The sequence below is a fragment of the Caballeronia sp. LZ062 genome, assembly GCF_031450785.1.
GTDB lineage: Bacteria > Pseudomonadota > Gammaproteobacteria > Burkholderiales > Burkholderiaceae > Caballeronia.
Genome location: NZ_JARTWB010000002.1, coordinates 413,590 through 427,532 on the forward strand (window position 1 = coordinate 413,590; position 13,943 = coordinate 427,532).

The following is a 13,943-nucleotide window of genomic DNA, read 5'->3' on the forward strand; positions in this document are numbered from 1 at the left end:
GAAAAGTAAGCACACATGCGACGCACTATACGCGGCAGCGAACAGTCGCCGCGCCGCGAGTCTGAAAATGACGATGTGTTGGCAGATGATTTCGATATCGCGGGAATAAGCTGACGCAACTCGTGTCGTCTGATGAAATCGGACGACTGCGACTACAAGAAGAGGCGGCCGCACATGCTTACACGGCGTCGCGTTCGCCTCCTACAACTATTCAATAAGGTGAGCCGATGCTTAAAGTGCGCAAGGCGGTATTTCCGGTGGCGGGCCTCGGCACGCGTTTCCTTCCCGCAACGAAGGCGAGCCCGAAGGAAATGCTTCCGGTGGTGGACAAGCCACTGATTCAATACGCGGTCGAAGAGGCGATGGCCGCGGGTATCACCGAGATGATCTTCGTCACGGGGCGCAGCAAGCGCGCAATCGAAGATCACTTCGACAAGTCCTACGAGATCGAAGCCGAGCTCGAAGCGCGCGGCAAGGAAAAGCTGCTCGAACTCGTGCGCGGCATTCTGCCGAGCCATGTGACGTGCATGTACGTGCGTCAGGCCGAAGCGCTGGGTCTCGGCCACGCGGTACTGTGCGCGGAGAAGCTCGTCGGCGACGAGCCGTTCGCCGTGGTGCTGGCGGACGACCTGCTCGACGGTCAGCCGCCCGTGCTCGCGCAAATGGTCGAGGTATTCGATCACTATCATTCGTCGGTGATCGGCGTCGAAGAAATCGACCGCAAGGATTCGCGCTCGTATGGCGTCATCGAGGGCAAGCCTTGGGACGACGGCCTGTTCAAACTCTCGCGCGTGGTCGAGAAGCCGGACCCGGAAGTCGCGCCGTCGAACTTCGGCGTGGTCGGCCGCTATGTGCTGATGCCGCGCATCTTCGAATTTTTGCGCTCGCAAAAGCCCGGCGCAGGCGGCGAAATTCAGTTGACCGATGGAATCGAGACGCTGCTTTCGCAGGAGCAAGTGCTGGCGTACCGGTATCGCGGCAAGCGCTTCGATTGCGGCAGCAAGCTCGGCTATTTGAAGGCGACGGTCGAATTCGCGCTGCGGCATCCCGAAGTGCGCGACGAATTCTCGGACTATCTGCGCTCGCATTTCGCACCGGCGCCGGCTCCGGTGATCGAGCCGGTGGTCGACCGGATCGATGTCGAATCCGGTGATGCCGAAGACGAACTCCCGGTCGATGCCTAAGCCGTGTTGAATACGCTTCGAGGCGCTGATCGCGCCTCGAAGCGGTTAAGCAGTTGCCGCACAGTTACCGCACGCAGTTACCGGAAATACGCCTTCGTATTCTCATGCACGTCTTCGCGTGCCAGCAGTTCATCCGCGAGCAGCCACTCGTAGCCGCTATGCTGATCGAACCGTCCGATCGGCACCGAACCGCTCAAGCTCATCGCGTAAGCCAGCACGATGTAATGCGTGCCGAACCCCGGCGTCCCCGCGAAATTGTCATCGTAGCGATGCTCGAAGACGCCATAAAAGCGCGCCGACGATCGCTCCGCACTCGCGACACCCAATTCGTTATGCACGATGCGCCTGAAGGCCGCATCGAGCGATTCGTCCTTGGCTATCCGTCCGCCCGGAACGAACCACGTATCCTGCGCGGGCCGGTTGCGCCGCTGCCCGACGAGCACGCGCCGGTTGCCGTCCGTCACGATCAGATCGATCGAGACGAGCGGCGCAAGCCGAACCACTGTCATGAAATCCGCTTCGCTCAACATCGCCATTGCGTTGGTCATTTGCTTTAATCGTTATGAATGTTGTTGCCGGTCCCCGCTGAATCATGTCAGCCCGGCGCGATCAGTGTAGCGTGCGGGTGCGTGCGGCAGGCCGCCGCAGCACTGGTATTAAACGACTAAAGATCGCTTAGTGGTGCCATCGAGTTATTGAGCTCCATAGCCCACGGGTTTAGTAACGTTCGCGCGCATGAGATCGGCGTTGACGGAGACCACATAGACCGGCGCTTCGGTCAGCTTGAGCGCCACGCGGCCGTCGCTATACGGCAGCGTCGATGCGTTGCCCATCATGTCGAACACCGTCACCGTTCCCGACTTACCCGGCACATCGACAGCGAGGCTGTAGTTCACCGCATGCGACGCGTCGAAGCCGTTCGCGCCAGGCCACGACGCGTTGCTGTGCGTCCAAAGCGCCGTGACCACCTTGCCGCCATTCAGACGCTGAAATGCGTACGCATAGACGCCCTTGGGCATGCCGTTGAGATAGCCGAGCGTGGTCGTACCGTCGACGATGCGCGTCATCGCGGCCACGGCCATCGCGGCGGGCTTCGGGCTGATGTCCTTCTGGCCGTAGCCGCCTTGCGCGTTGACGAGATCGAAGAACACGCCGTAGCCCACTTCGGGCGGATCGGCGGCATAGAAAACGAAGCTCACGTCCGCGCCTTCGCCGAGCAGCATCAGATGCGTGCGTGCGGCCACCGCGCCTTGCGCGTACAGCACGTTCCAGTTCGGCGTATCGGCGCCGTACTTGCTGCCGATGTCGTAGCTCACGCCCGTTTCCGTGACGAAGAGCTTCGCGCCCGGCTTCACGACTTCGCTCATCGTGCGGCGCAGTTCGCGCATGGCGGCGGGCATCGCTTTGGCGGCGGTCGCCGCGTTCGCATCGAAACGTTCTGGCGGATGCGACGGCGACGTGCCCACGTCGTAATAGCCGTGCGCGCTCACGCCGTCCAGATACTTGCCGATGCCGAGCGGCGCGAGACGCTTCAGCCATGCCGCATTCGACGCGAGGTTCGAGAGCGTCAGACCCATCACGACCCCGTTGGGATCGCCCGCATGAATGGCTTCGTGCGTGGCCTTGTACATGGCCACGAGATTGGCGTCCGAGTCGCGCCAGGGCAGGCCGCCTTCATAGTCCGGCTCCCACGTCACCTGATAGTAGTTGCGTGACTGTCGAGGAAACCAGCGCTTCAGCACCGCGTTCGATTCCTCGCCGACGCGCTTCATGTAGTGGCGGTACGCATCGAGCGACGTGGGCGCGTAGCTGTGCGTGGTCTGCTTCGTGGGGCTCGCCCATGCGGGAATACCGTCGAGCTGAATAAGGCGCAGCAGGTCGCCGGGCTTGAAGAAGGGCGCGAGATTATCCTTCGATGCGTCGAAGGTGTTCGGCCCTTTCTCTTCGGTCATATACCAGTTGCGGTTGTCGTTGACCCACGTGAGGCCGAGGTTGGGATAGAGCGGCCGATAGCCGTCGCCCGAGCAGCAACCTTCGCCCGGCTTCAGATACGCGGCGCCCTGCCCGCCGAAGCGATGCTCGTCCGGATGCGCGAAGGTCACGGCGGCCAGCGCCGGCGACACATCGGGCAGCACGCCGAACGTGGCGATGCCGGCCGGCCGCGTGCCGCGCATCGGCAATGCGCGCTTGCCCGATTCGAGCGATGCGCTCACCGCGAAGTAGCCCGCCGCTTGAGATCTGCACGTGAGCGAGACCGTCGCCGGTCTCGCATCGACGGCGAAGCGGCCGCTTGCCTTGACCGTGTTCCACGCGTCGCGGATCTGCCAGTTCACCGTGTCGGCGGAGGCTGCGCGCGTCGTGATCGCGATGCGCAGCGGCGCGTTCAGCGCGAACATGCGCGTGCCGTCGCTGCCGGGCGTATCGGCTTCGATCGCCGCGCTGGCGCTGCTGCCTGCCGAGGCACTGACGGGCGGTGAGGGCGGCTCGCACCGAAGCGGAGGCGTATCCGACGCCGTGCGCTGGACGACCGCCGCAGGCGTGTTCTGCGCCGCGGCTTCGTCGGACGCAGCCTTGTCGCAGCCGGTGATGCACAGAAGCGCGGCGCTCGCGATTGCGAGGCGATGCATGGGCGGATATGGGTTCATCGTACGAACGTTCGGGCAAATGAGCGGCTTGCGGCCGGGAGATCGCGCAACGATGGCCTCCCGACTGCCGCGCGACCGTGCGCGCGCGCACGCGTAAGTGTCGTTCGTCGGAAGAATACGGAACCGCGAACGCACGTCTGTGCCTTTCGCGTGCGACCACATATCAGAAGTGAAACAGGACGTGCCGCGACCCCGTTGCTTCGCATTGCGCCGTGTCGGAAAACCTGACCGACGGTTTCTCGAACGGCAGGCGGACTTTCTGGGCATTTCGATAACGTGCGTATCCATCCGACAAACTATCCGCTTTCGCCCGACGATTTGAAGTGCGCGTTAGGTGTTCGTCAGCTATTTAATTCTTTTGCCGTGCGCCGCCGCAAACAACTAGCCGTTGGCGGAAACAGCCGCCCGCCGAGACCCGTGCGCGCGCCGCTTTGGGGCTTCCGCTGTGTTTTGCGCCGCAGCATGAGACGGCCATTCCCGCGCGACGATTATGTCGTTCGATAATTAATCCACGGATATTTTAACGAGTGAGCTTTTTTCATTATGTCCGTTTATTTAGAGCGGTCCGGAATTAATCTGGCGCTTCCGAAGGTTTATTAAATGCACGGTGATACAGACGCATTCCAATCTCGGAACGCCGCGATGGCATAAACACGGATTTGCCGCTTCGAGCGATACATCGTCAGCCTGTCATACTGCCTGATGTTTCATCGATGAATCAGTTTCGCTGCCAGATTTGACCGCGCATACCCCGTGAGGCCGCACACGACCGCCCGGTGAGGCTTTCGGGGCGCGTGGGTGGCGCATCGCACAGAGCGGTATTTGCGCTCTATCCAACAATCGTGTAACCGTTTGTATGATGAATCTGGAATTCTTTTCCGCTCTCGATTTGAATGAAACGGTCATCTGGATTCGAGAGGGGTTATCAATGTGCGCTCACCCTCATATCGGGACAGGTTTTGTCGTTCAGGCGCGAAAATCAGCCCACAAATAAACTTTGTCTGCTTATTATTCACACCAGCGGACCGATTCCGCCAGACTCTCGTTCCCATCGGTCACGGCAACCCGGCGAAGTTCGGGAAACGCCTTGATGCAACGCAATGGCCGAGTAACTCTTCCGCACCCTGGAAACAAAAGCTGCAGAGGATGACCATGCCTTACGCCACTCTCGAACCCGTTGTCATGGGTTGGACGCCTCCCTCGCCACGACCGTCGCAGGTCGAGGTGAAACGCATCGCGATTCTGCTGTTCGACGGATTCTCGCTTCTGGGCGCGGGAATCGTCGCCGAGGTCTTTCACATGGCGAACGAACTGTCGTCGTTGAAGACGCGCGCCGAATGCACCTACGACGTGCGCTTTCTGTCGGTCGAAGGCGGCAACGTGGCTTGCGCCTCGTCGGTACGCGTCTCGACTGACGGACTCGACGCGCGCCACTACGGCGGCTTCGACGCGCTGTTCGTCGCGGGCGGCCGCGGCGCCGAAGAAGCGGCGAAGGACGAGCGCATCGTCGAATGGGTGCGCCGCATGAACACGAAGACCACGGTCGTGAAGGCGATCTCCGAGGGCCGCAAGGTGCTGGAGGCAGCGGGCATCGGGTGCGCAGGCAACGCTGGCGGCGAAGCGCAGGCGCGTTACGGCAACGCGATGATCCAGCTCGTGCGCGACGATCAGTCCGCCGACGGCGGCGACCGCTACGAGTCGATGAAAGGCGCGCTCATGATCGTGAAGCGCGATCTCGGCCTCGACGTATCGCGCAGTGTCGCCGAACGTCTGATGCCGGGGTCGGCCGCGAAGCTCGTGTCGATTCTCGGCGACAGCGGCGCTGCATCCGCAGGCGACAAGATTCGCGCGGCGGCGCGCTGGCTGCAGGACAACTGCGAGCGGCCCATCTCCGTGGTCGATGCCGCGCAGGTCGCCGCGATGAGCGAGCGCAACTTCCTGCGCCGCTTCAAGATCGAGATGGGCATCACGCCATCGGATTACTTGCTTCAGGCACGCCTTGCCGTGACGTGCGCGCTGCTCACCGACTCTGAACTGCCGGTGGACAAGATCGCGCGCCGCAGCGGCATGGGCAACGGCGACCGGCTCGCCAAGATTTTCCGCAAGCGTCTCCTGATTTCGCCGACCGAATACCGGATGCAGAGCCGGCGCGAAGCCAACGGCTAAGCGCGGCACGGCATGGCAGGAGACAGAAGGTCGAAGGTCACAAGAATGCGCGCCGCCCTATGTGGGATAGCGGACAGGGATGGCGCAAAGCGTCGAACATTTGGCCGGACCATCTTGGTCCGCGGCCCAATCATTCTCGGGCGGCAACTGGCAGACAGCGCCGCGCACACGAACATGCAGGCAGGAGTCCTACGATGAGCAATGAGGCACGCACGGAAGGTGAGGTGATGGTGGGCGGGAGCGAAGTGGAGGCGGGTTCGGCGATGACGGCCGGGCCGTGCCGCCGGCTCGTGCCGGTCATTCTCGCCGGCGGCTCGGGCACGCGCCTGTGGCCGATGTCCCGTGAACAGTTTCCCAAGCAGTTGATCGGCATTGTCGGCCGCGACTCGCTTTTGCAGGCCACGGTTTCACGCATGAAAGGCTTCAAGGGCGGCTTCGATGTCAGCGCCGAGCCGATCATCGTATGCGGCGAAGAACACCGCTTCACGACGGAAGAGCAGACGCGCGAAAGCGGCGTCACCGCGCAGATCATCGTCGAGCCCGCGCGCCGCGATACCGCGCCCGCGCTCACGCTCGCCGCGCTCGCCGCATGCAAGGACGGCCGCGACGCGATCATGGTGGCGATGCCCGCCGACCATTCGATCGCGGATATCCCGGCGCTGCATCGCGCGATCGAGATCGCGGCAGGTTACGCGGAGCGCGGCATGATCGCGACGCTCGGTATTCCGCCGACGCGCCCCGACACCGGCTTCGGCTATATCCGCCTGGGCGATGCGCTGGAAAACGGCGCGCACGAGATCGAGCGCTTCGTCGAGAAGCCGGCCGCCGAAGTCGCCGCGCAATACGTCGCGGCAGGCACGTACTGGTGGAACAGCGGCATCTTCGTCGTGCGCGCGAGCGTGTGGCTCACTGCGCTGAAAACGCTCAACGCCGACATGCACGCGGCCTGCTGCGCGGCGCTCGGCGAAGGCAAGGACGACGGCAAGTTCTTCCGTCCGGATGCAAGCGAGTTCGGTCGCGCGCCGTCCGATTCGATCGACTACGCGGTGATGGAACACATCGGCACGTCGAACGCGCCGTGCCAGGGCGTCGTGGTGCCGCTCGTCGCGGGCTGGTCGGATCTCGGCTCGTGGGACGCCGTGTGGGACGCGATGGACAAGGACGACTCGGGCAACGTGGCGAGCGGCCGCGTGGTGTTCGAAGGCGCGACCTCCAGCTATGCGCGCTCGGAAGGCGGACGACTCGTCGCGTGCGTGGGCACGACCAACATCATCGTCGTGGAAACGGATGACGCGGTGCTCGTCGCGGACCGTTCGCGCGTGCAGGACATCAAGGGTCTCGTCGCTCGCATCCGCGAGCAGCATGCGCCCGAAGCGGACACGCATCGAAAGGTGCGCCGCCCGTGGGGTTTCTACGATTCCATCGAGCATGGCGACCGCTTCCAGGTGAAGCGCATCGTCGTGGCGCCGGGCGCGCGTCTGTCGCTGCAAATGCATCATCACCGCGCGGAACACTGGATCGTCGTGTGCGGCACGGCGCTCGTCACGCGCGGCGAAGAAGAGTTCCTGTTGAGCGAGAACGAATCCACGTTCATTCCGCTCGGCGTGCGGCATCGTCTGGAAAACCCGGGCAAGGTGCCGCTCGAAATGATCGAAGTGCAGTCGGGCAGCTATCTCGGCGAGGACGACATCGTGCGTTTCGACGACAAGTACGGCCGCAACTGAGTAGCGCTTCGGGGGCAGTGAGACAGCTTTCTTGCAACGGCAGGCAACACACCAAGACCGGCATGCGAGGAGGAGACAAACGTAGTCCGTTAGCAAGTTGAATCGTTCGGGGAAGAGACATGCGCGATTTACAAGGGTTGCTCGCGCGCCTGTTCGACGTCGCCATGATCGTCGGCGGCGCGGCGGTGGCGTCGCAGATCAGGTTCGAGTACATAGAGGCACATGCGTATTCGGCAGCGTTCGTCGCGTTCGCGGCGGCGTTCTCGCTTGCGCTTTTTCCCGGCTTCGGGGTCTATGAGTCATGGCGCGGCCGCAGCAAGGTCATGCTCGCCTGCCAGGTGTCGCTCGGCTGGCTGGTGGTGCAGGGCTGCGCGCTCGCGCTCATGTTCTCGCTGCATCGCCTGGATTACGTGTCGCGCCTCTGGTTCGCTTATTGGACGGCAGTGTCGGGCGGCCTCATGATCGCGGGCCGTCTCGTCATGCACGTAGTGCTGGCGCGTATGCGCAATGCGGGCATGAACCTGCATCAGGTGGCCATCGTCGGTTGCGGCAGGCATTGCAACTCGATCGTGAAGAAGCTGGAGCGCGCGAAGAACTCGGGCTTCCGTGCAAGCGCGGCGCTGAACGTGGCGCCGGAAGCGGGGCGGCTCAACACGCGCGTTCCGGTGTACGAAGACCACGACGCGTTCGTGAACTTCGTGCGTACGCAGAACGTGCATGAGGTGTGGCTCGCGTTGCCGCTGTCGGAAGAGCGCACCATCCTGCGCTTCGTGAACGAGTTCCGCGACGATCTCGTCAACGTGCGCTTCATTCCAGACGTGCGCAGCCTCGCGCTCTTCGAAGCGGGCGTGACCGATCTGCTCGGCGAAACGGCCATCAATCTCGTGGCCTCGCCGCTGTCGCAAAGCGCGCTGTTGCAGAAGGAAATCTTCGACCGTCTGTTCGCACTGCTTGCGATCATCGCCGTGTCGCCGTTGCTGATCGCAATTGCCATTGCAATCAAGCTCACGTCGCGCGGGCCGGTGCTCTTCAAGCAACGTCGCAAGGGTGCGGATGGCCGCGTCTTCAAGATCTACAAGTTCCGTTCCATGCGTGTGCATACGGAACAGGCCGGCGTGCTTCGCCAGGCCACGCGCAACGACCCGCGCGTGACCCGTGTCGGAGCATTCCTGCGCCGTACCAGCCTCGATGAGCTGCCGCAGTTCTTCAACGTTCTGCTCGGCGACATGTCGGTCGTGGGTCCGCGTCCGCACGCACTGGAACATGACGACCTGTATCAAAAGGTCGTGTCGGGGTATATCCATCGTTACCGGATCAAGCCGGGCATTACCGGCTGGGCCCAGGTCAACGGCTTTCGCGGGGAAACTGATCTGATTGAAAAAATGGAAGGACGCGTCGCTCACGATTTGTACTACCTCGGTAACTGGTCGTTCGGACTCGATATGAGAATCATCGCCGCTACGATCTTCAAGGGACTACGCCACACCAACGCATATTGATGCAGGGGACGACCATCATGCACAACCAACAACAACCGGGCACCACAACCATGGCCGCCAATACGAACGTGTCGGGTGTCTTCCGGCTCTCGAGCCTGGCAGCGGCCGCTTCACTCTGCGTCATCTTCGCGGGCTGCGCGCTCGCGCCGGGCATGCACATGGACAAGCCGGCGGCGCTCGCCGAAACGTCCAACGACCAGGGCGAAACGACCTCGGCCGTGAACATTCCGATCACGCCGATCGATCTCTCGCTCGTGCGCAAGATGAAGGCCGCGCAGCCGACCACCTCGGTCGATCCGAACGCGAGCCTCTACGGCAAGGCGCGTGCGTACACGCTCGGGCCGGGCGACGTGCTGCAGATCACCGTGTGGGACCACCCGGAACTCGTGGCCGCGGTCGGCCAGCCGCCGCAGCAGACGCGTCCCGCGGATGCCGCGCCCGGCTTCGTGGTCGATGCCGACGGCAACCTGCAATTCCCGTACGTCAACCGCGCGATCCATGTCGCGGGAAAGACCGAATCGCAAGTGCAGCGCGAGCTGTATAACGAGTTGTCCAAAGTATTCGTGAAGCCGCAGCTGACGGTGCGCGTCGCATCGTTCCGTGCGCAACAGGTCTACATCGATGGCGAAGTGCGCACGCCCGGCTCGCAGCAGATCAACGACATTCCGATGACGCTGACGGAAGCCATCGGCCGTGCGGGCGGTTTCGCACCAACGGCGGATCAAAGTCGTGTCACGCTTATCCGTGATGGTGTGACGTATCACATCAACATCGCCGGGATGACCGCGAAGGGCCGCAACCCGGCGGACATCCTGTTGAAGGGCGGCGATGCACTGCGCATCGATTCGCGCGAAGACAACGGCGTGTACGTGATGGGCGAAGTGACGAAGCCGGCAACGGTGATCCCGATGCGCAACGGCAAGCTGACGCTGTCGGACGCGATTTCGCAAGCCGGCAGCTTCAACGCCGAGACGTCGGATCCGAAGGAGCTGTACGTGATTCGTAACGGCCAGACGGACAACCCCGAGGTGTACAAGCTCGATGCGCGTTCCCCGGTGTCCATGCTGCTTGCGAACAGCTTCGAGCTGCAGCCGAAGGACGTGGTCTACGTGGACAACAACGGGCTCGTCCGCTTCAGCCGTGTCCTGAACCTGCTGTTGCCGGCGATCAACGCCGGTCTGACGGCAGCGGTCATCACGAAGTAAAAGTAACAGCAAGTCTTCGATTCTTGCAGTATGACCGGCGCGCAGGGGCGCGCCGGAGACCTTGTGCGACATTCAAAGAAATAAGCGAGCGAGACCATGGCCATGAACTTTGATGCACGCTACTCGGACGTCTCGACCGGCGACGAGTTGCGATTATCCGACTATCTGGCTGCCGTATTCGGCAACTGGAAACTCGTGACGGTCGTCATGCTCGCGGTGGTCGCGCTGGGGACGGCCTACGCATTCATCGCGCCGCCGACCTACAAAGCGGACGCCCTCATTCAGGTCGAAGAGACCAACGCGAACAACAACGCCAACGCGAACGTCAACGCGGTGCAAGCCGTGTCGCAGATGTTCGACGCGAAGTCCACCACCGCTGCGCAGATCGAACTGCTGCGCTCGCGCCTCGTCGTCGACGACACGGTGCGCCGCCTGCATCTCGACATCAGCGCGGTGCCGCATTCGATCCCGGTGATCGGCGGTGCGGTCGGCAGCGTGTTCTCCATGTTGAACATGACGCCGCCTGCGGGCTATCTGTCGCGCTTCGCATGGGGCAACGAGCAGATCAGCGTGCCCCTCTTCGACACGCCGAAGGAACTGTACGACCAGAAGTTCACGCTGGTTGCCGGCGAGGACGGCACGTATGCGCTGACGGATCCGGAAGGCGTCGCGGTGCTCACGGGCAAGGTCGGCGAGGAAGCCACCGGCATGACGGCCCATGGCCCGGTCAAGCTGAAGGTGGACAAGCTGGTCGGCGCGCCGGGCGTGCACTTCGACCTGCAACGCTTCTCCACGCTCACGACCATCGACAATCTTCAGCAGCGTCTGACGGTTGCGGAAACGGCGCTGCAATCCGGCATCATTAGCGTGAGCCTGGAAGGGCGCAACCCGAAGGAAGCGGCGCAGATCGTCAACAACATCGCGAACCGCTACGTGCAGCAGGATTCCGACAAGCGTTCGGCCGAAGCGGAACACACGCTCGCGTTTCTCGATCAGCAATTGCCTGTCCTGAAGAAGCAGCTCGATGATGCCGAACAACGCTACAACACGTTCCGCAATCACCAGGGCACGGTGGACTTGAGCGAGGAAAGCCGTCTGTTGCTGCAACAGATCGTCGATAACAAGACGAAGCTCACGGACCTGCAACAGCAACGCGCGGAACTGTCGCAACGCTTCACGCCGAACCATCCTTCGGTGCAGGCACTCGATGCGCAGATCGCATCGCTGACCGGCGCGCAAACGCGCCTCGGCAAGAACGTCTCGACGCTGCCGGATACCGAGCAGACCGCGCTGCGTTATCTGCGTGACGTGCGGGTGAACACCGAGCTGTACACGAACTTGCTCAACAGCGCGCAGCAACTGCGCATCGCGAAGGCAGGTCAGATCGGCAACGTGCGCGTGGTGGACTACGCGCAAGCCGCCGACGATCCCGTGCGTCCGAAGCGTCTGCTCGTGATCCTGATCTCGGCTGGCGTGGGCCTCGTGCTCGGCGTGATCGTCGCGTTCATCCGCAAGTCGCTGTATGGCGGCGTGGAGCGTCCGGAAGAGATCGAGAAGCAACTGGGCGTGCGTGTGTTCGCCATCGTGCCGCGCAGCACGCAGCAACTGCGCCTGCAACGCAAGGTCGGCATGCGTCGCGAAGGTCTGCACGTTCTGGCCGCTCAGGCACCGGAAGATGCAGCGGTGGAAGGCATTCGCGGCCTGCGCACGTCGCTGCAACTGCAAATGGCCGATGCGCGCAACAACGTGGTGATGCTCACGGGTTCGCGTCCGGAAGCTGGCAAGTCGTTCCTGTCGGTGAACCTTGCGACGCTGGTTGCATCGACGAGAAAGCGCGTACTCCTGATCGATGGCGACATGCGCCGCGGCGACATCCATTCGCACTTCGGCGTGCGTCATTCGCCGGGCCTCTCGGATGTGCTGATGGGCGCAGACGTGTCGAGCGCGATCCTGCACGATGTGCTGCCGGGCGTGGACCTCATCACGAAGGGCTCGCTGCCGTCGCATCCGTCCGAACTGCTCGCCAGCGATCGTCTCGGCGAAGTGCTGGAGCAACTCAAGCAGATGTATGACCTCGTTGTCGTCGACACGCCGCCTGTGCTGGCTGTCACTGACGCGACGGTCATCGGCAAGCACGCGGGCACGAGCCTGCTCGTCGTGCGGCATGGCAAGAACCAGGTGCAGGAAATCGGCGAGACGATGAAGCGCCTGCATCACGGCGGCGTCAGCATGAAGGGCGTGCTGCTGACCGACGTTCCGCAATCGAAGATTTTGATGGGCAGCACCTACGCCGGCTACTACGGCTACGAGAGCATCGCCGAATAAGGCGAGCAGAAAAAGAAATAACAATGATGGCGCGTCGCCGCGCGCCAACTTCAGACCGCAGAATAAGAGGTTATACATGGACCGCAAAGTTGCTTTGATCACGGGTATTACGGGGCAAGACGGGTCTTATCTTGCTGAACTGCTGCTCGAGAAGGGCTACGAAGTTCACGGCATCAAGCGCCGTAGCTCGCTCTTCAACACGGACCGCATCGATCATCTGTATCGCGATCCGCACGATCCGGACCAGCGTTTGTTCCTGCATCACGGCGACCTGACCGATTCGACGAGCCTCGTGCGCATCATCCAGCGCGTGATGCCCGACGAAATCTACAATTTGGCGGCGCAATCGCATGTGGGCGTGTCGTTCGAAGAGCCGGAATACACCGCCAACGCGGACGGCCTGGGCGCGCTGCGTATTCTCGAAGCAATCCGCATTCTCGGCCTCGAAAAGAAGACGCGCTTCTATCAGGCATCGACGTCCGAGCTGTACGGTCTCGTGCAGGAAATCCCGCAGCGCGAAACCACGCCGTTCTATCCGCGCAGCCCGTATGCCGTGGCGAAGCTCTACGCTTACTGGATCACGGTGAACTACCGGGAAGCGTATGGCATGTACGCATGCAACGGCATACTGTTCAACCATGAGTCGCCGGTGCGCGGCGAAACGTTCGTGACGCGCAAGATCACGCGCGCCATTGCACGCATGGCGGTGGGCCTGCAGGAAGATCTGTATCTCGGCAATCTGTCCGCCATGCGCGACTGGGGCCATGCGCGCGACTACGTCGAGATGCAGTGGATGATGCTGCAACAGGAACAAGCCGAAGACTTCGTGATCGCCACGGGCGTGCAGTACAGCGTGCGCGAATTCGTGCAGCACGCGGCCGCCGAACTCGGCGTGCACGTTCGCTTCGAAGGCGAGGGCGTGAACGAAGTGGGTATCGTCGATCGCATCGACAACCGCGACACCAAGTTCAAGCCGGGCCAGGTGATCGTGAAGGTCGATCCGCGCTACTTCCGCCCGACCGAAGTGGAAACGTTGCTGGGCGACCCGACCAAGGCGCACGACAAGCTCGGCTGGAAGCCGTCGACGTCCTTCGAATCCCTCGTGAAGGAAATGGTCCGCGCGGACTATCAGATCGCCCGTCGCGACGCGCTCGTGACGCTCGCCGGTTTCAAGGCTCTCGAACATCACGAGTAA

At 62.5% G+C, this 13,943-nt stretch carries 9 protein-coding genes; 7 read left to right on the forward strand and 2 right to left on the reverse strand.

Features of this window, described 5'->3' with window-relative positions; all coding sequences use genetic code 11:
- Positions 1-227: 227 nt before the first annotated feature.
- Positions 228-1,184, forward strand: a complete 957-nt coding sequence (gene galU, locus P9239_RS07965; RefSeq protein WP_309749963.1) for a UTP--glucose-1-phosphate uridylyltransferase GalU — start codon at positions 228-230, stop codon at positions 1,182-1,184.
- 77 nt (positions 1,185-1,261) lie between these two features.
- Here the strand turns inward: galU and P9239_RS07970 are convergent, their stop codons facing one another.
- Both P9239_RS07970 and P9239_RS07975 read right to left on the reverse strand, forming a co-directional pair.
- Positions 1,262-1,714, reverse strand: coding sequence for a GDP-mannose mannosyl hydrolase (locus P9239_RS07970; protein ID WP_244849145.1), 453 nt, complete (start codon positions 1,712-1,714; stop codon positions 1,262-1,264).
- A 162-nt stretch (positions 1,715-1,876) separates the two neighbouring features.
- Positions 1,877-3,829, reverse strand: a complete 1,953-nt coding sequence (locus P9239_RS07975; RefSeq protein ID WP_309749964.1) for a hypothetical protein — start codon at positions 3,827-3,829, stop codon at positions 1,877-1,879.
- Between the two features lie 1,152 nt (positions 3,830-4,981).
- On the opposite strand from P9239_RS07975, the gene P9239_RS07980 reads away from it, so the two are divergent.
- The 6 genes from P9239_RS07980 (at position 4,982) to gmd (ending at position 13,943) form a co-directional block, all read left to right on the forward strand.
- The gene (locus tag P9239_RS07980; protein ID WP_309749965.1) at positions 4,982-5,995 is read left to right on the forward strand and encodes a helix-turn-helix domain-containing protein; all 1,014 of its coding nucleotides are present in this window, start codon (positions 4,982-4,984) and stop codon (positions 5,993-5,995) included.
- 227 nt (positions 5,996-6,222) lie between these two features.
- Positions 6,223-7,719 (forward strand): mannose-1-phosphate guanylyltransferase/mannose-6-phosphate isomerase, encoded by a 1,497-nt coding sequence (locus tag P9239_RS07985; RefSeq protein ID WP_309753937.1) that lies wholly within the window; start codon positions 6,223-6,225, stop codon positions 7,717-7,719.
- Positions 7,720-7,838: 119 nt separating this feature from the next.
- The gene (locus tag P9239_RS07990; RefSeq protein ID WP_309749966.1) at positions 7,839-9,218 is read left to right on the forward strand and encodes an undecaprenyl-phosphate glucose phosphotransferase; all 1,380 of its coding nucleotides are present in this window, start codon (positions 7,839-7,841) and stop codon (positions 9,216-9,218) included.
- A gap of 50 nt (positions 9,219-9,268) precedes the next feature.
- On the forward strand, positions 9,269-10,423 hold the full coding sequence (locus P9239_RS07995) for a polysaccharide biosynthesis/export family protein (protein ID WP_309753938.1): 1,155 nt from the start codon (positions 9,269-9,271) through the stop codon (positions 10,421-10,423).
- Between the two features lie 96 nt (positions 10,424-10,519).
- Positions 10,520-12,748 (forward strand): polysaccharide biosynthesis tyrosine autokinase, encoded by a 2,229-nt coding sequence (locus P9239_RS08000; RefSeq protein ID WP_309749967.1) that lies wholly within the window; start codon positions 10,520-10,522, stop codon positions 12,746-12,748.
- A gap of 76 nt (positions 12,749-12,824) precedes the next feature.
- Complete coding sequence (gmd, locus tag P9239_RS08005; RefSeq protein WP_175944732.1) at positions 12,825-13,943, forward strand: GDP-mannose 4,6-dehydratase; 1,119 nt, start codon at positions 12,825-12,827, stop codon at positions 13,941-13,943.